At 34.9% G+C, this 20083-nt stretch carries 12 protein-coding genes and 1 tRNA gene; 10 read left to right on the plus strand and 3 right to left on the minus strand.

Annotated features, from left to right (window positions below):
• Positions 1-173: 173 nt before the first annotated feature.
• Both trpB and nadC read right to left on the minus strand, forming a co-directional pair.
• Positions 174-1415, minus strand: a complete 1242-nt coding sequence (trpB, locus tag OXU93_RS02650) for a tryptophan synthase subunit beta (RefSeq protein ID WP_267384756.1) — start codon at positions 1413-1415, stop codon at positions 174-176.
• Between the two features lie 289 nt (positions 1416-1704).
• Positions 1705-2547, minus strand: coding sequence for a carboxylating nicotinate-nucleotide diphosphorylase (gene nadC / locus OXU93_RS02655; protein ID WP_267384757.1), 843 nt, complete (start codon positions 2545-2547; stop codon positions 1705-1707).
• Between the two features lie 1248 nt (positions 2548-3795).
• Between nadC and OXU93_RS02660 the strand changes: the two genes are divergently transcribed.
• The 4 genes from OXU93_RS02660 to OXU93_RS02675 all read left to right on the plus strand — a co-directional run bounded on the left by OXU93_RS02660 (position 3796) and on the right by OXU93_RS02675 (position 10207).
• Positions 3796-5397 (plus strand): helix-turn-helix domain-containing protein, encoded by a 1602-nt coding sequence (locus OXU93_RS02660; protein WP_267384322.1) that lies wholly within the window; start codon positions 3796-3798, stop codon positions 5395-5397.
• An 899-nt stretch (positions 5398-6296) separates the two neighbouring features.
• Entirely contained in the window at positions 6297-7541 is a 1245-nt protein-coding gene (hemW, locus tag OXU93_RS02665) for a radical SAM family heme chaperone HemW (protein ID WP_267384323.1), read from the plus strand.
• Between the two features lie 176 nt (positions 7542-7717).
• Positions 7718-8200 (plus strand): flavin reductase family protein, encoded by a 483-nt coding sequence (locus OXU93_RS02670; RefSeq protein WP_267384324.1) that lies wholly within the window; start codon positions 7718-7720, stop codon positions 8198-8200.
• 762 nt (positions 8201-8962) lie between these two features.
• Positions 8963-10207, plus strand: coding sequence for an NAD(P)/FAD-dependent oxidoreductase (locus OXU93_RS02675; protein ID WP_267384326.1), 1245 nt, complete (start codon positions 8963-8965; stop codon positions 10205-10207).
• A 575-nt stretch (positions 10208-10782) separates the two neighbouring features.
• On the opposite strand, the gene alr is transcribed toward OXU93_RS02675, so the two are convergent.
• Positions 10783-12003, minus strand: coding sequence for an alanine racemase (alr, locus tag OXU93_RS02680; RefSeq protein WP_267384327.1), 1221 nt, complete (start codon positions 12001-12003; stop codon positions 10783-10785).
• A gap of 722 nt (positions 12004-12725) precedes the next feature.
• Here alr and proB point away from each other — a divergent pair.
• The 6 genes from proB (at position 12726) to OXU93_RS02710 (ending at position 20053) form a co-directional block, all read left to right on the plus strand.
• Positions 12726-13871, plus strand: coding sequence for a glutamate 5-kinase (gene proB, locus OXU93_RS02685; protein ID WP_267384329.1), 1146 nt, complete (start codon positions 12726-12728; stop codon positions 13869-13871).
• A 705-nt stretch (positions 13872-14576) separates the two neighbouring features.
• Positions 14577-15719: a glutamate--cysteine ligase gene (gene gshA, locus OXU93_RS02690; RefSeq protein ID WP_267384331.1), complete on the plus strand. Its 1143-nt coding sequence runs from the start codon at positions 14577-14579 to the stop codon at positions 15717-15719.
• A gap of 106 nt (positions 15720-15825) precedes the next feature.
• Positions 15826-16284, plus strand: a complete 459-nt coding sequence (locus OXU93_RS02695) for a tRNA (cytidine(34)-2'-O)-methyltransferase (protein WP_267384333.1) — start codon at positions 15826-15828, stop codon at positions 16282-16284.
• A 454-nt stretch (positions 16285-16738) separates the two neighbouring features.
• On the plus strand, positions 16739-18922 hold the full coding sequence (locus tag OXU93_RS02700; RefSeq protein WP_267384335.1) for a peptidoglycan DD-metalloendopeptidase family protein: 2184 nt from the start codon (positions 16739-16741) through the stop codon (positions 18920-18922).
• A gap of 117 nt (positions 18923-19039) precedes the next feature.
• A tRNA-Met gene (locus tag OXU93_RS02705) sits at positions 19040-19113 on the plus strand.
• Positions 19114-19597: 484 nt separating this feature from the next.
• Positions 19598-20053, plus strand: a complete 456-nt coding sequence (locus OXU93_RS02710) for a Fur family transcriptional regulator (RefSeq protein ID WP_267384338.1) — start codon at positions 19598-19600, stop codon at positions 20051-20053.
• Positions 20054-20083 lie beyond the last annotated feature (30 nt).

Genomic DNA, 20083 nt, shown 5'->3' on the forward strand with positions numbered 1-20083 from the left:
CTTTAACATTGTGTTGTCTATTAATCTCTCGATTTCTTAGCAAATAATAACCAACATAGAAAATTATTTTAGTGGGTTATAAAAGAAAAACGGAGAAACACTACAAAAATTTTACTTTAGGAACAATATCCAAGTCTAGTTTTTGTAGCTATGGATCTCCTTCTAAACTTCAATTACTTATTACTCAAATATTCAGCTACCGTCTGTACATCTTTATCCCCTCTTCCCGAACAGTTAATAACAATACGAGGACTACCTTCTAATTGAAGACAAAGGGTTTCCAAATAGGCGATCGCATGAGAAGTTTCCAGAGCGGGGATAATACCTTCTAATTGAGACAACTGTTGAAAAGATGCTACCGCTTCCGTATCAGTAACACTATAATACTCTGCGCGATGGCTATCTTTAAGATAACTATGTTCTGGTCCGACACCAGGGTAATCTAATCCTGCGCTAATAGAGTGGGCTTCAATCACTTGGCCATCTTCATCTTGTAAAAGATAACTCATTGCTCCATGTAAGACTCCTGGACTACCTTTTGTTAAAGTTGCAGCATGTTTTCCTGATACAATGCTTTCCCCTGCGGCTTCGATTCCAATTAACCGAACGGAGGGGTCATCTACAAATTCATAAAACAGTCCTATAGCATTAGATCCCCCTCCCACACAAGCTAAAAGAATATCGGGTAAACCGCCCCATTTTTCTAAACTTTGACGACGGGTTTCTTCTCCAATAATTTTATGAAAATCACGTACCATCATAGGATAGGGATGGGGTCCAGCTACTGAACCAAGAATATAATGGGTTGTCTCCACATTTGTTACCCAATCCTTAATAGCTTGTGAGGTAGCATCCTTAAGGGTTCCTGTTCCCACTTCGACAGGTTTTACGGTAGCTCCCAATAATTTCATGCGGAAAACATTCAATTTTTGACGTTCCATGTCGCGAATACCCATGTAAATCACGCATTCTAAACCAAAACGGGCGCAAACAGTTGCGGTTGCCACTCCGTGCTGACCTGCCCCTGTTTCAGCAATAATACGCCTTTTATTCATTTGTTTAGCTAATAGTACTTGTCCCAAAGCATTATTAATTTTGTGCGCCCCAGTATGATTTAAGTCCTCTCTTTTAAGATAGATTTGAGGTCCATTCCCACTAGAATCGCTATAATGAGCGGTTAGACGTTCAGCAAAGTAGAGGGGACTAGGTCTTCCTACATAGTCTCGTAATAATTGATTTAACTCTTCTTGAAAGTCGTGATCGTCTTTGTATTGATTATACGCAGTTTCTAGTTCGCTTAAGGCTGGCATTAAAGTTTCGGGAACATACTTTCCGCCATAACGGCCAAAACGTCCTAAAGTATCAGGAAATCGGCGTTGTGTGGCTGAAGTGGAAGAAATAGGGATTATGGTCATTACAGTTTCGTGATCTATGGATCCATTCAAGATGGTGACACTCTCGGTGTTAATTCTATCGAATTTGATGGGAAATTCTTTTTTTCATTCTTACCAATCTGGTTAAATGTTGAATTTATTTGAGAAATTTCTCAGAAAATGCCATAAATCAAACTATAATCCCCTTACTCTATTACAAGACACCCAGGTGAAAAATACTGATTTAAAAGGACAGGAATTGAGTTACAACACAGCAAACCTATCCCAAAAGTCCCCCTTTTGGGTTAACCATTAACTTCAGCTTTAAACTTTATAGGATTCTCATGCTTAAATCTAACCAGGGTGATCGCGTAATAAGCGCACTACTTGAAATATAATCAACTCCTGTTTCTGCTACGGCTCGAATGGTTGTTAAGGTTACATTACCCGATGCTTCAATTTTTACCTTAACGTTATGATTGCGGATAAGTTGCACTGCCTGTTTCATTAAGGCTAACTCCATGTTATCCAACATAATAATATCAGCAGAACTTTTCAGTGCTTGGTTTACTTCTTGCAGAGTGGTGGTTTCTACTTCTATCGTGAGAGGATAGGGTATAGTCTGACGGATCCTCTTAATAGCTGGCTGAATACCTCCTGCTGCTTTGATATGATTATCTTTTATCATCACTGCATCATCTAACCCCATACGATGATTAATTGCTCCTCCAACCTGGGTGGCATACTTTTCTAAAACTCTTAAGCCAGGGGTTGTTTTACGAGTATCTACTAATTGGGTGGGAAGGTCTGCGATAACCTCTGTGTATTTTTTTGTGGCTGTGGCAATTCCACTCAGGCGCATTGCTAAATTTAAGGCTACTCTTTCCCCCATCAACAATACATCCAACGGACCATTAAACGTGGCAATTATTTGTGACGGTTGTACCTGCTTCCCCTCAGCGATCTCATAGTTAACTTGTACTTGGTCGCTCAATAATTCAAATACCCTAGCAGCTATGGGTATCCCTGCAATAACCCCTGTTTCTTTGGCTAACCATTGAGCTTGTCCCCATTCTTGTAAAGATAAACCTTGAGTGGTACGGTCACCTCGCCCCACGTCTTCTCGCAACCATGTATTAAGTAATGGATCTAAAATTAGCCGATGGGGTAAAATGTTCATAATCTAAATTAGTAATTGAAACTAAAAAAATAGGGGTGATAGATACGAGGAGCTGACAGTTTTTATAGATTTAGACTATTTTTTAGTTTAAATACAAAATGGCTCGGTATGGTAGCACCACTAATAAGTTAATTTTTTGCTTAATTGTTGAAAATTAATTTTTTATAATAAATTTTCTTAAATTTACTTTACAATCAACTCGGAGTAATTGGCAAGAGTATTTATCCAATCTATCATTGAATCTTACGTAAATAGGTTAGGCACTAAAAAAGGAAGGGTCGCTCTATAATCTTAGATTGAGTTAAAAATTCAAACCCAACATATTGTAATTCAAATACAATACCTTCTATTAAATTATTCATAGTAATGATGATGAATTTTAATATACTTTTCTTCTTAAATAAATTTGATTTTTATAATTTTATTCCTTATATATTTCTCTTAAGAAGAAACGATTTTTTTCTATTTTATATCTAGCAATCACTATATTTTAACTAAATTTCTATGTCTTGCCTATTCAAATTAACTTATTTAGCATATATGTTTGCGTATCTCTTCTAGACTAACTTATTAAAAATAATATAGACTCTCTTTTATTAAAATAACTTAAATTGTAGAATACATTCAGGAAAATATTCTGAAAACTAGTTAATTATTAATCTAAGTATATCTAGTGTATAACAGCCGTTACTGATGATTTTATATACAACACAAAATAATTGCATATTTAGAACAGAATTAGATAATAGATGATATACTTCAATAGATTTAGAGCATACATAATTTATAAAAAAGCATATATGATCCATAAATAGGGAATTATCATACAATGTTCATTATAAACAGAATGTGGCTCATCTTATAAATAACATTGGGAACAGGAGTAGTTTCACTGTACGGTATGAATGGGGAATAAAGTGAACTTTTAGGATTGCATATGTCTTTGGTTAAATGGATTGTTATGCTCCTTGATGTTGTTCACTAATTACCTAAAATGACTGTACTCAGCGATTGTGGTGGTCGCTTTATAGTTTTTTTGATTGTAATAGATTGGCTCATCGGTTTCTGGTTATTAGAATCAGGGGATAATCTCCTAAGTATAGAATTATAGGGTGATTTTCTGGTTGGTATATGAGTATATTATGTCAACCAAACTAGATAAGCAAAATTGATGTTATGTCACATTCATCTTAGATTTAAGATGCTAATTTTTTTACAAATTACAATTCTGCAGAAAGTACTATGTCCTATACAATTGCTAACAGTTGTCCAAGCTGTACTCCTTGTCAAATTAAATGTCCTACTGGGGCAATCCAAATCAAGAATGGAGAGTATCTAATTGATCAAGGACTATGTAACAATTGTGAAGGCTACTTCTCGGAACCTCAATGTATTGTTCAATGTCCTATCAGTAGTCCTCTTCCTGTTCAAGCAAAAAAAGGTAGATATAAAAGTGTTTCAAGAATAGAAACTTCTGATGAGCTTTTTGTCAATGGAAATAATACCCCGTTTGCATCATCAATGGTTATTTGGGAGGGATGTAATGTATTAACTAGTGCAGCGGTTTTACCTTGGGAAAAAGACAATGATGGGGCATTATTTTATCAGCGAGAGGTTAAACAAGGCCGTGGGACAATGATCTTCCGATTAAATGACAGTTTAGAATCGGCTTCCCCTGAAGAGTGTAACTATGCATCCAATATCTCTGACTTAAAAACAATTGATATTCGTTCTGCAAGTTTACACCTTATTTTTGCGGCTTATGCAACTACATTAGATAAACCTTGGGAGCAAAAGTTTATTATTAGTGACCAACAAATTGAAGATTATTTAGGTTTAGATAAGCGAAAAGATCTTAGTAAAGCGACAAAACTATCGTTAATCAAAACATTAGTACAACAGCCAAGTCAACTTAGAGTCGCAGTTAATTGGCCAAAACAGGGAAAAGTTGAGGGATTTACGGTTTCTGAAAGTCCCCTATGGCATATTTTAGATATTCAACACCATTTCCAGCAAGACGATTTAGGATGTCAACATTTAATTGGACTAACCTTTACTATAAAACCGGGACTATGGGCAAAATATTTTTTAAATAAACAAGGTTACAAACGGCGAATTGCTTTTTATCAATATGGGTCTTTACCTAAGTTTCTTTTAACAACAGTAATGAGTATTTGGCAGCAACATCAAGGAGCAGTTCGGATCATGTTGTGGTTGCTATTTAAAAGCAAAATGGGTAGAAAACAATGTTTAACAGTCTCTACCTTAATGCGAGTAGCTTATGGCCAAGGAAAAATCAATCAGTCAAACTTACAACGGGAACACAGAAAGCGACTTATCCGTTCTTTCGAAAGTGACCTCGAAGTGCTAAACCATTATGGTATTAAAGCCGTTTTCGATCCTGTTTCGTATCCTGAAACTATTCGGCCTATGTGGGTTAAATTGGCGGACTTACCCGATGATGCTGATGAGGCCTTAGACTTTTGGATTAATGACGGTTCCCAAGAAAATCGTGTTACTGATGCTGGTCGTCGTGGTAAATGGAATCAGTTAATGAAAGCGCGCATTCGTAATTTTGAATTACCTTTGGAATGGGAAGAGCAACTAGCTAAATTTGAACGCAAAAAACAACAACTTACCAATCGGAAAAGCCGTTCTAAAAAATTATCCGATCTTACAGCTGAACAAATTCTGGCTGCCAGACAGCGTCAGGGAATGAGTCAAAGGGCTTTAGCGGAGAAATTGGGCAAAAGTCAAAGTTGGATTCGAGATTTAGAAAGAGGACGTTTTTCTGCAAAACCTGATGATAGAGCTATCTTACAGAATGTGTTGGGATTAAGGTAAAAATTAAAATAATGGGCATATTTATGCGACAGTTTCTATCAAGAAATGTCAGTGTTATTTAATACTTTGTTATTCAACAATAATATCGCCAGCGATTATCGTTCGTAAGTTAAAGTTATTTCAGTGGTATTTTATATAATTACAAATCAATAGCTCAAAAACAATCAATGAAAAATCCCACTAGTTTACACGGAAGGATTACTTGAGAATATTGCTTGTCTATAATTTTTATGAAGCCATCACCCGTGGTGGTTTAGTAAAAATAATTCATCTAGCAGAGATTTGTCATGCCCAAGTCACAACCAATCGTATTTTATCCCTCAGATATATACTCTTTTTCCTGTCTGAGTATTTTAAGTTTGGCGGATATTTAAAGCAATATCATTAGCATTGATAATAATCACTTTTTGTAAATTAGCGACTTTACTTAGTAATTAATAAACTAATTATTAGCCTCATAGCCAGTGTCAAAATGATTTCAATGGAGGTGCTACTAATTCTATGTTCTAAACGACAATAAGTAATTTAAGTGGCTAAGTCAGAGGCTGGTTCAATAATTAAGGCAAAACCTATCTATTAACTAGCTTAAATTTTCTAAATTATAGACTTGATTTTAAACAACCTATGGTAGCGACGCAATATTATCAAAACTAATTTTTGCGGTTATCAGGATAAATATAAAGACAATAATGGTATCAAGTATAATCATTATCTTACAGTCATTAATATATTAGCAGTTTAAGTAATAAAGTAAAAATATTTTTCTAAAAGTATATAAAAATAAATTAATTAACCTATAATATTATATTATCTTCAGGTTTAATAAAATTTTAAAAATAGCTAACCTATCAAAGATTTTTATCAATATTTGTATTTTAGTATTTAAATTAGTTAGACAAATGAAACTAATTAATCTTCCAAAGTCTGCTTATATCCATATTCCTTTTTGTCGTCGCCGTTGCTATTATTGTGACTTTCCAATATCGGTATTGGGAAACAAAACCGATATTTATCAATCTTCTTCTATTGTTGAATACGTGGAAGTATTATGTAAAGAAATTGCAGTTACCCCCTATCAAAATAGTCCTCTAGAAACTGTTTTTTTTGGAGGAGGAACTCCATCTTTATTGCCTCCATTTTGTTTGGAAAAAATTTTAACTATTTTGGATAAATATTTAGGGATTATTCCTGACGCAGAAATTTCTTTAGAGATAGATCCTGGAACTTTTAGTCTTAAACAATTACAAAATTATCAAAGTGCGGGAGTTAATAGAGTCAGTTTAGGTTGTCAATCTTTTCAAGATAAATTTTTAGAAAATTGTGGAAGAATTCATCGAGTTGATGATATTTACAGAGCTGTAGATTGGATAAATCAAGTTAATTTTAAGAATTTTAATCTTGACCTGATATCAGGGTTACCTTATCAGACTTTAGAAGATTGGCAACTTTCTTTAGAAACTGCGATAAGAATTAAACCATCCCATTTATCTTGTTATGATTTGGTTCTTGAACCAGTTACTGTGTTTGGGAAACGATATCAAGCTGGAAAATATCCATTGCCTGCTGATGAAACAACTGCAGCAATGTATCGTCTTGGTCAACAATTATTAACTGAAGCAGGATATCAACATTATGAAATTTCTAATTATGCTAAGCCAGGGTATCAGTGTCGTCATAACTGTGTTTATTGGAAAAACATGTCTTATTATGGCTTTGGAATGGGGGCAGCAAGTTATATAAATAGACAACGCTTTACTCGCCCTCATACCCGAAAAAATTATTATTCATGGGTAAATCAGCTGTCACAATCAGATGGTTTTATTGATTGTCCTCAATTATCTAAAATAGACATCTTGCTAGAAAGTTTAATGCTAAGATTGAGGTTGTCTGAGGGAATAAATTTATCTTTAATAAGAGTAAATTTTGGAGAAGAGATAACTGCTAAGATAGTATCTTGTCTATTTACTTATTATCAAGATAACTTAATTAGTTTTACTGACGAGCAAAAAAATAAGATAGTTTTAAAGGATTTTAATACAATACCAGAGAATACTAATTTAAAATTAAATGATCCTGAAGGCTTTTTATTTTCTAATACTATTCTAGCAACTTTATTCTATCAACTAAAAAGTAATCTTGACTAGTAAGTTTTTATTTTCATAACTTAAATGTCTTACTATCGATAAACTGGAAGGTTCTGTTGTTATTTGTTCTTAAACTACTGGACATATAATTGCTTAACTATGATGTTAATCATAACTAAACCACAATTTTTGATATCATATAAACAGAGATGTACAAGTTATGGAGATAAGGATCCTTGTTAGACAAACAAGCTAAAAAAACTATGTTACGCAAAATACCCCACGGACTTTATGTCTGTGGGGTTAAGGATGGAGAAGAATTGAATGGATTTACTGCAAGTTGGGTAATGCAAAGTTCATTTGAGCCTCCTTTAGTAATTAACTGCGTCAACAATAATTCTGGATCTCATGAAATACTGCAAAAAAGTGGGGTTTTTGCCCTAAGTTTTCTTGAAGATGGACAGAAAGAATTAGCTGCTAAATTTTTTAAACCTAAACGTCGTGTTGGCAATAAACTCGAAGACGTAGAATTCATTGAGGGACCTCAAACTGGATGTCCTATTATTAAAGACTCTCTTGGATATCTAGAATGTAAAGTGGTTGGTTGTGTAGAAAAAGGAGATCATACTATCTTTGTTGGGGAAGTTATTAGTGCAGGGATTTATCGTGAAGGAAAACCATTATTATTAGAAAGTACTGGTTGGCAATACGGCGGTTAAATTGATTAATAATCAATACTAATTAGTAAACAATTAATTAATATGTTTATTTTTAATCAGGTTAATTCATATTGTTTTATTACTTTTCTTTAACGAAAGATAAAAATTACAAACTTACATAAAGTATTCTTAATAGTTTTTTAATTTATTTAGATATAAGTAGATACAACAGTATAGCTCTATCTTACAATTTTAATTGTAAGATAGAGCTATACTGTTGTTAAAATAACTATTAACTATTTATAGTAGTAACTCAAAGCGACTATAAAAAGCTATGGGTTAACCTAACCTTACTTTTTTGTAAAATTATTAGTAATTTACTTATAGGAGATATTTACAAATAAATTCACCATTCTTATTTATCAATTAGTGAAAGAATATAAGCTTTTTCATAAAAAATTAAGATTGATTTATTAAAAGATTATTCTTTTGAGAAAAAATTGTAATAATAGTTGACTTACTGTCACAAATGTATTGTCTATCATTACGGCTGCTTAACAAGCGTATTATAATTCAGTTTTTTCTACAGACAACATAGGCAGTAGCTATGATTTAAAATTACTTCAACAAGATTGAAAAATATGATTTTTATTCTCAATAAAATGATTTATATTAAAATGCAATAGCGGATAAAAAAACTGTCTTTGGACCCTAACCCAAGAAAAAATTTTTTAGGTGAAGAAGGATAAGCTATTAGTCTAGTACAAAAGTTAACAAAATAAAACTATTGATAGAATACAGTAAAAGAGTAAAAATTTAACTTTGAGTAATTCACCAAAAATTATCATCATTGGAGGGGGAGCAGCTGGATTTTTTGCTGCTATCACTTGCGCGAGGACTCATCTCCATAGTCAAGTAACTTTACTAGAATCAACTGCCATAGTATTAGCAAAAGTTCGTATTTCTGGGGGAGGACGTTGCAATGTTACTCACCATTGTTTTGAGCCTGCACAATTAGTCACTAATTATCCCAGAGGAGGGAGGGAATTACGAGGAGCATTTGCCCGCTTTCAACCTAAAGATCTAATTGAGTGGTTTGAATCTCAAGGAGTGGCTTTAAAAAAAGAAACTGATGGTCGTGTTTTTCCCATGACTGATACTTCGGAAACTATTATTACTAGTTTACTTAAAACAGCAAAAAAAGCAAATATTAATATTAATATCCATTCAGAAGTTATTAATATAATTAAAAAAGAGAATCTCTTTAGAGTAAAGCTAAAAACAGGAAAAATTCTAGAAGCTAATCGTATTTTAATTGCAACAGGAAGTAATACGACTGGCTATCAATTAGCAAAATCTTTAGGACATAAAATTACTCCGCTTATTCCATCTTTATTTACCTTTAAAATTAAAGATTCTCGCCTTCAAGGATTAGAAGGAATTAGTGTAGCTAAAGTAGGGTTAAGATTAGTAGGAGTGGACAAAAAGCAACAATATCAACAATCAGGATCTCTTCTGATTACCCATTGGGGAATTAGTGGATTTGGCGTTCTTAAATTATCTGCTTTTGGAGCAAAAATATTACACAAAAAAGAATATAATATGTCTTTAGTAATTAATTTTTTGTTTCCAGATAACCTTGAAGAAGTTAAACAAAAATTATTGAATTTTAAAGCACAAAACTTGAAATTAAATAAGTTGATTTCAAGTTTTTCTCCTTTTAATTTACCCAGAAGACTATGGCAAAAACTGCTGGCTCATGTTAATGTAGAACAAAAAAAAACCTGGAAAGAACTATCTCAAAAAGAAATAATTAAGTTAGCACAAGAACTTGTTCAAGGACAATATAAAATTTCCGGAAGAGGAGTTTTCAAAGAAGAATTTGTTACTTGTGGGGGTGTTAATTTAAAAGAAATTAATTTTAAAACGATGGAAAGTAAGATTTGCCCTGATTTATACTTTGCTGGAGAGGTTTTAGATGTTGACGGGGTAACAGGCGGATTCAATCTACAAAGTGCTTGGACTACAGGATGGTTAGCAGGAAGAGCAATGGGAAACAAACAATAATCTAAAATATACTTTCCCATCAACTATTAAAGGAAATTCTGCAAAAGTAAACAAAAGATCTTGTCTGTGTACTCTATGTTAAACTTTCCATCTTGTAATAAATAGTAGAGCAGACATACACCATATCATCAGTAATATAAGATTGTCTAAAGATACCATTTTACTTTTAGAGTGACTGTTAAGTATCTGGCTATTATGTGTTTTGTGTCGACTATAAATTAAAAAATATAAAACATAATGTTATTAACGTATAGAATAAATATCATCATAATTAACGGCATGAAATTTTCTACTAAAGCATAAGTGATTGCTATAACAGACCATTAATGGTCATTATCATGATTTGAAGTAAGAGAATTTGTCATATCAATATGACATTAATGAAGGATGAACAACACGATAATTAGAACGGCAATTGAACAATCACATAAAAACAGTCTTATGTATAGTTTGTAGAAACTATACATAAGACTGTTTTTATTAACCTCAAAAATTAATTCAATAGATATTTAATTCATTGGATTTAGCATAAAAGAACTTTTAGGATAAAGTGCGGTAAGTTTTATTATGTTGTGCTAATGAGCCAACACTTGAGAACAGTTGACTTCTGAATCTATCAAAATTCGTGGAAGTCGATATTTAAAACCACAAATAATTTCCCAGGAAATAGTCCCTAAAGAGTGTGCCCAATCATCTGCTGTAATTTCTTCTGTTTTATCTTTGCCAATTAAAGTAACTACTTCTCCAACTCTAATATCTGTGATAGAACTAACATCCAACATTAACTGATCCATAGTAATTGCTCCAATTTGACGTACCCGTTGACCTCGGATTAAAACTTCTAATTTATTGGAAAGATTACGGGGAACCCCGTCCGCATAGCCAATACCTACAACGGCAATATTCATTGGGCGACTGCTGACAAATTGATATCCATAACTAACCCCTGTCCCTGAGGGAATCATTTTGACCTGAGTTATTTTGGCTTTAACTTGTAATACAGGTTTTAAGGTAGTGATCCAACGCAGATGAGGGGCAGGATATAATCCATATAAGGCTAGTCCAACTCTAACTAAATCGTAGTGTAAATTTGGGTGAATCAAAGTTGCTGCCGAATTTGCTAAGTGTAGAGGCGGTAATTTAAATAAATAAGTTTTTAATTGAGCGATTATCTGCTCAAACCGTTGGTGTTGTTCGTGCATTACTGTGGTGTCAGGGTTATCTGCCGTAGCAAGATGAGAATATAAACTAGCGACTTTGAGATAAGGCAACCGACTCACTAACCGCACGAACTCTTTAGCTTGATGCCAAGGTGTCCCTAGACGGGACATTCCCGTATCAAGTTTAAGATGAACAGGTAACGACTCTCCCAGGCGACTAAGAGTATCAGAAAAAATTAAAGCTTGCTGAGGGTTACAAAGGGTCGGTTGTAAGTGCCAGTGAGTTACCGCAGTGACTTCTTTAGGGGTATTAATTGCTCCTAGAATCAGGATTGGGGCTGTAATTCCTGCTTCTCGAAGTTCAATTCCTTCTGTCAAGGTAGCTGTTGCTAAACTATTAGCCCCTGCTTGTAAAGCTATCTTGGCAACTTTAATAGCACCGTGCCCATAAGCATCAGCCTTAACTACAGCCATTAATGATGTTTTTGGTGATAATAATCCTTTTATTTTCTTAACATTATGAATTAAGGCTTCTGTATTAATTTCTACCCAAGCCCGTTGACGGATAATATCTGATGGATGGTAATCGTAGAGACTTCTTTTAGTAATCTTACATGTTGACTTTTGTCTTAACATCACCCCTCACTTCACTCTTGAATCCATTAAGTCTTTCCTCGAAGCTCTTGATAGACTTAGAGATATGCTCAATCTAACAAAAGTTTCTGAAAAGTCAAGGTATCTATCTCAAAATGTAAAAATATATGGGGGTAGATTAATCTACCCTCATATAGGCATTAGTAAAGACTGGATAAATGTTTGCGATAACATATTGGGTGCAACCTGGTACTAGACAGACAGCAAATTAAAGTAATTGACTATACACTAAGTATTTGCCATTCATTCTGAATATATATTTTGAAAAAAAGTAAAGATTTATTAATCTCTAATGAATTGCTTTTTGATGTTTATTATTCCAAATGAGAGTATATAAGTTCATCTTGTTGCTTGAACATTATCTATACTAAATTAGAGTATACAATTTAAAAAGCTAATAAAAATTTAAAATCTTAATAAGATCCCCAATATAAATATTGCTCGAGTTCTAAAATAAATTTTGATAGTTTCAGTCCAAGTCTTTGTCGATCTACAGTCCAAAAAATTATATTTTCCTTATTCCAAAAATAAACATAGTATGCGTTCCCATAAAAATACTCAGATACTCGAAAATCGTTTTGAGGTTAATCAGATAAAATTACTCAAATCAGAGAAAATCAAGATCAGGAAGTCTGAAAACATAGCATAGCTTGACAGTGAGAAGATATCAAAGGCCGAATTAACTTTCAACCATGTATTAATCAATGAAACAAACTCTTGTTGTTAAAGTTGGAACATCGAGTTTAACTCAATCCTCAAGTGGACAATTGGCTTTGTCAACCATTGCTACTTTAGTAGAAACCTTAACTCAGTTACAACAATTAGGCTATCGGGTAGTGTTAGTTTCTTCTGGGGCTGTAGGAGTAGGATGCGTCCGTCTGAATTTGAAAGAACGCCCGAAAAAAATAGCTTTTAAACAGGCGATCGCTGCTGTTGGTCAAGGTCGTCTAATACGCATCTATGATGATCTATTTACCACTATTGGGCAGCCTATTGCTCAAGTTTTGCTGACACGACGAGAACTAATCGAACGTAGCTGTTATGTTAATGCCCATAACACTTTCCGATCACTATTCGAGTTAGGGGTTATTCCTATTGTTAACGAGAACGACACAGTAGCTACCGAAGAGTTAAAATTTGGCGATAATGACACCCTATCAGCCCTTTTAGCTAGTGTTATCCGTGCCGATTGGTTATTCTTACTAACAGATGTTGATCAACTTTATTCAGCCGATCCTCGATTAGTTCAGGATGCTCAACCCATTACTCTTGTCAATGCTAAAGAAATTGATCTACTAAAAGTCAATGCAGGGAATAAGGGTTCTCAATGGGGAACAGGAGGCATGGCAACAAAACTAATGGCTGCACGACTAGCCACTAGTGCAGGGGTGAGAACGGTAATTACCCATGGTAAAAACCCAGGTAACTTGCTCAAAATTTTGGAAGGGAAGGCGATTGGAACTCAATTTGAACCCCAACTGCGTAATGAGAACGCCCGTAAACGCTGGATTGCTTATGGTTTGGTTCCTAGTGGCCAACTTTATCTCGATCAAGGAGCAGTTCAAGCTATTTGTCACCAAGGAAAGTCTTTATTGGCAGTGGGAATTATCAAAGTTAAGGGACACTTTGAAGCATCTGATGCAATTCAATTGTATGATGAACAAGGACAAGAACTAGCTAGGGGAATTGTAAATTATAGCAGTTTAGAAATCAAAAAGATTAAAGGACATCATTCTGACAAATTTGCTGACATTTTAGGTTATGAAGGTCCATCAACCATGATACATCGAGATAATTTAGTTATCCAAGATAGTCGTAAATTAAATAAATTTGATATAAACTCTCAATAAGGTTAGAGAAACTAGAGACCATCAATCTCATCTTAGTATTTAGTTTCAATTGTCAGATTAAAATGCGGGTAAGAAATACCTAAAAAGCGGGTCTTTTTCTTTGAAGTTCGGAAGATCCCCCCTTATTTTGTCCTGCCGTTTCTTCTAGAGACCATGTAGCTCAGGTAGTCAAAACTCCTACACCACAAGATGTGAGTCAATCCAGTCTTGTCTCTTCTTGATCTACATCGATAAAATTCTCCGATCTTTAGCAAATTCAACGAATAATAAAATTATAAGTTATCATCTACTCTAAACTCCATCATTAGGAAAGTAGTCTTTCATCAAACGTCACATTCTCCCTGTCAAGAATTATCTTTAAAGGTTTCTTTTCAAAGCAAAGAGCAACGGTTAACTAAAAAATTAAAGTACAGAGCTGCTTCGCGCAACTGGGAGGGTATTTAATATAGGATTGAACTCCTATACTAATGGTACTAAGATTTCTTCAAAACTTATAGAATTGATTAATCTTTTATAAGGAATGAAAGTACTTCAAGCAATTCATAAAAGAAAACAGAGTGTTAAAAAAAGATGGTAGGTGTTCGTTGTTAATCACAACGAGATTTCAAAAATATTTTTTTTGAGTAAATTATCCTTCTCCACTGATAATAAGGTATGAGCGACAAATAACCGGAAAAATTGGTCAGCTAACGCAGAGGAATCATCGTGCGATTATCCAAAGGACTCGAAATTGAAATATACACAGGGACATCCGATGGGCAAATTGTAGGATTGTCTGAGCGTATTATTAAAGACTTACAAGGGTTTGTCCGGGAACCTGATTCGCGGAATATAGAATATACCACAGCCCCTTTGTCTTACTATGACCGATTATTGTGTTCTATAATCCGCCCCCGACACAACTTAAGAAAATATCTACAACGCATTGGCAATTTTACCTTAATTCCGGGCAGTACCCTTTCACTGGGAGGTAGCAATCAGTTCTATCGGTCCGATCTTAATAATCCCTACCATAATTATATTGAGAAAACTTATGGAACGAGAGTTGTGACTGCTAGTGTTCATATTAATATTGGAATCAATGACCCGGATACTTTAATACGAGCTTGTCGTCTTGCTCGTCTAGAGGCCCCTCTTTATTTGGCATTAAGTGCATCTTCTCCTTTTCTTGATGGGCAACTTACAGGCTATCATTCTACCCGTTGGCATTTATTTCCCTACACTCCTGACCATGTTCCTCTGTTTATAAACCATAGTCACTTCATTCATTGGACCGAAGAACAGTTAGCCCACCAAACTATGCAAAACGTTCGTCATCTCTGGACATCAGTACGTCCTAATGGAGATAATCGTCCCTATAGTCTTAATCGTTTAGAATTAAGAATTTGTGATTTAATAATTGAGCCGATCACTTTATTGTCAGTCGTGGCACTGTTAGAAGCTCGTTTAATTCAAGTCATTAATGATACCAGTCTTGATCCTCTACTTTATAGTCAATTTTCCCCAGATGAATTATTGACTATTACTGCCCATAACGAAAAAGCTGTTGCGAAACACAGCTTAACTGCTAAGTTGACCCACTGGCAAGATGGCCGTAAGATAGATGCACAAAGTTGGATTCAAGAATTATATCAAGAAACATTGCCAATAGCTAAACAGAGAGGCTTCAGTTGTTTTCTCAATCCCATAAAAAGAATTTTACAAGATGGCAACTTAGCACAACAATGGCTCAGAAAATACCAATCAGGCTGTTCCATTACCTCAATCTTGACTCAAGAGATCGAAGCTGTTGCCCAACTTGAAAGAGAATTAGAAAACAAATTATGTCGGTCCTGGCTAGTTGCCTAAAAGTGAATGTTAGCTGTAAAAATATATTTTTAGTTTATTAAAACTGATGGTTTTGTAAATTTTAAATTAAAAATCAATTTAAATTAAACAAGAACTATAAATTTATATGCCCAGTATTATTTTAGTTAACCCGCAAATTCCACCAAATACTGGCAACATTGCTAGAACTTGTGCAGCTACAAATACAGAATTACATCTGGTCGGTCCATTAGGATTTGAGTTAAGTAATCGTTATTTAAAACGTGCTGGTTTAGATTACTGGCCATATGTTGATCTCAACTACCATAATAGTTTAGAAGATTTTTTAGTCTGGCATAAGCAACAAGGAGGGCGTTTACTTGGCTTTAGTACTCGGGGTCGTCGTTCTTATCTTGAATGGACATTTCAGGATAGTGATTGGTTATTATTTGGGAGTGAAACCGAAGGACTACCCCAGTCTATTTTAGCCAGTTGTCAGGAAACCTTATATATTCCGATGAATAACCCTCAAGTGCGTAGTTTAAACTTATCGGTGAGCGTTACAGTAGGTTTATTTGAAGCACAACGACAATTGAAGATGATCTGAGTGTGTTAATAAATAGTTTATATTTATGCTCCAAGAATACCTGAGAAATCCATCTTATAGAGTTAAGAAATTGACTATGTCAGATTCACACACTCAAAATATCCCAAATTAGAGCTCTTGAACGTCAGGCACTATTTTATCGAGAAACCTTCAATCAACTTCTATCGTCTAAAAACTTGACATCATACAAAAAAAGATTAAATGTAATGGTCCCTCATTGAAATTCGAATCGGACTATACTTGTCTAAAATAAATCAGCAAAGAAAATAAGTTGAATTTAATGCTTAATCAATCAAATGATATTTGAGTATATTGACTTATTAATATATCTCTATTAAGATATTCCCCTGTAAAATCAGGTATCTATTACATTTCGATAAATCAACGGAATCCATAGATTTTTAACAATATCTCATTCATAATATTTTAGGAGGTTTTTTTGAAAAATATATTTATGCGCAAAGTGACGCTTATATCTTCTTGCCTAGCTGATTATCCTGACACATCAGTTATTCCTTCAGCTGATTTTCCTTTAAGGAATTCGACTCCTAATAACAATCATAGTCAAGTAGGTCGCTCTACGGCCATGATTGGCTTAGCCATTTCTATGGGGGCTACAGGATTGTTGCTGACTCAAAATAAAGTAGCAGTGGCAGCCAACTCGCGAACTGTTACTACAGTTACAAATTTTACCAATTTTTCAACCTCGTTTGGCTCAACTGACACTACCAGCTCAACTAAAAGTAAATTAGCTCCCCTGACCCTTAAGCGTAAAATTAGGCATGGAGAATCTATCACACAACTAGCCCAAGAGTATCAAGTGGAAGCAGCTGAGATCGCTACACTCAATAAACTTCCTATTGAAGCCGACTTAGTTTCCGGACAAATTTTAAAAATTCCTTCTCTAGAAAAATCTAAGCTTCAGACTTCACCACGCAAACTTAGAACAGTAACCTCCGAATACCAAGAATTATCCTCTAAATCTGTTAATACTTCTCTCGATCACCTTAGAGAGACACGTAAACGTTTACAAGATAGTTTGGCTGAATTAAAAGCAGAAAAGTCTAATCTAAAGCCTGATATTAGTTCCTTACTAGCGGATGTCTCTGATGTTAGCCAACCTTTAAGACCTATTAGCAGTAGGTTTCAAGATAATGAATCTGCAAGAGAAACAGCCACTCAAGTGATTACATCACAAAAGACTGAGTTAGTTTCAACTTCAAGTTTAACCACGCTTGTAGAGACCGCCGGATCTTTGTCCTCTGGTTTGTCGAATAACCATGTTTCTCCTACCTCTACGTTAAAAAAAACTGATAAAAATCGCCTCTCAGCTTTAGCAAAACTCTCTTCAGTTCCTTTGGCAAAGATAGAATACGAAGAAATTCCTCAATTTAATGAGCCTATTCCTATTCCAGTTTCTACACGAGAAAACAATTTAGCCTCAACCGCAGTTCTTTCTTCCTACTCTTCAACCCTTAGCAAATCAACTTTTGAGCCATCTAAAATTGGACTCTCTATAGGATCCACTTCAACTGATCAGATTGTGCCTAAACCAGAAGCAAAATTAGTGAACACTAAGAAATCCTATCGTGTTCAGCCGGGGGATACCCTTAATAGTATTGCTCGTAATCATGGCTTAACCCTTTCAGATTTAATTAGAGCTAATGGTATTACCAATCCAAATTTAATTAAAGTTCATCAAAGTTTAGTTCTTCCTGAATATGCAACAAAGGCACAATACAAAAATCGACATCAAGGTTTAGTAGCTTCATCTCCCAATCAATTTTTCGATTCTCCTCTTCCAGTTTATGATAGTGGATTGTCCTCGGCTTTTCCTGCTAATGTAAATCGACGAGAGAAACAGCTATCTAGGAATAAAAATCTAAAGCATTTCGAGACTTATATTAAAAATAGTCAAGATTTCCATACAGAACAACTCAAAACAGATATTGCTAACCTTGAACAGGAATATACAGTTGAGGCTGAACCTGATACTCCAAGGAAATCTGAAACTCCTATACTAGGACAAATTCTAAATCCTGAGTGGGCCAGCAATCACCGTAGTTCCCCTTCTTCTCGACAACAAGTTGCCCAACAGCAATCTAAATTCCGTTCTAGATTAATGGGAGTGGCTCCTAACGATGCAGAACAGTATAATGACGCTTTCCGTATCCCTGTGGGGACAAATGTAGGACCTGAGTTACCACCCTTATCTGTTCCCGATAATTACCTTCCTAATGCTCCTATGCAGTTTACTGGTTATATTTGGCCAAGTAAAGGGGTATTAACTTCTGGCTATGGACAACGCTGGGGTAGAATGCATAGGGGAATTGATATTGCCGCTCCCATTGGAACTCCTATTATTGCTGCAGCCCCTGGCGAAGTGATTACAGCAGGATGGAATTCGGGAGGCTACGGAAAACTAGTTAAAGTTCGTCACCCTGATGGCAGTATTACTCTCTATGCCCATAATAACCGTCTGCTGGTCCGTCGTGGACAAAAAGTCGAGCAGGGGCAACAAATTGCTGAAATGGGAAGTACTGGATACAGTACTGGACCTCATCTTCACTTTGAGGTTCATCCAAGTGGCACGGGTGCAGTTAATCCTGTGGCCTTATTACCCAAGAAAAGGAAATAATTGATAAATTTTTTAGTTTAGTTCTTTTTCAGGGGAAGGTCGGACTTCCTCTGACTTTTTTGTCCACTTGGGTTAATATCTCTGTTTTGTGCTATGCTATTCATGATGGAAAAATATGGCTCAGTAGCTCAGTAGGTTAGAGCAGGGGACTCATAAGCCCAAGGTCGGCAGTTCAAATCTGCCTTGAGCCATCTAATATGAGTTATTTACTCATAGTCATAAAGTCTATTTAGGTTGCTTGTTCTAGAGTTATTTAGTTTTTATCATAAAACGAGATGAATAGCACACTCGTAAGTATGAATGGGAGATATTTTCTATTTTTAGCTAAAGACTATCTTGTGTCCGTATATGACCTGGACTTTTGTATTAACACCTTTGGTGTGATTAAGAATACAGGCTCAATTCAGACAAATAAACGGTTGTTATAACAATAATTCAGACAAATAGAATACCTTTTAGGGCATATTGAGTTTTGCTATTAACGTGATACTAAATTTTGGTATCTAAGAAGATAAAATAGCTATATAGACTGCTCCAACACTATTGGAATAAAAATCCCTGCATTGTTGTAACTATAAAAAATTGAGTATTCTTCCTAAAAGTAAAAAATTAGTCTAAGCTAAACTGGTAATAAATTTACAATCAATTAAATTGTCAAGAGTAATCAGCACAGTTATGAGCAAACAAGGAGGACAAACCCAACCAATACGGTCACTAGAAGATGCCCTGAACCTTTGTCAGGCATTGGGAATGCGGGTTAGTCGTCAACGTCGCTTCATCTTAGAATTACTTTGGAAAGCTAAGGGACATTTATCTGCTAGGGAAATTTATAAGTATCTCTCTCAAGAGGGCAAAGAGATCGGCCACACCTCGGTGTATCAAAATCTAGATGCTCTTTCAAGCCAAGGAATCATTGAATGTATTGAACGATCTGATGGTAGGCTATATGGTCATATTAGTGACTCTCACAGTCATGTTAACTGCCTAGATACACGACAAATCATGGATATTCACCTGGAATTACCCCCAGAATTACTTGAACAAGTGGAACAGCAAACAGGGGTAAAGATAACCGACTATCGAATCGATTTTTTTGGTTATAAGCAATCAGACAAACCTGAACTAAACTAAAGATAGTGTTATCATTTTTTCCTAAGCATC

It is taken from the genome of Cyanobacterium sp. uoEpiScrs1, assembly GCF_947331815.1.
Classification (GTDB): Bacteria; Cyanobacteriota; Cyanobacteriia; order Cyanobacteriales; family Microcystaceae; genus Rippkaea.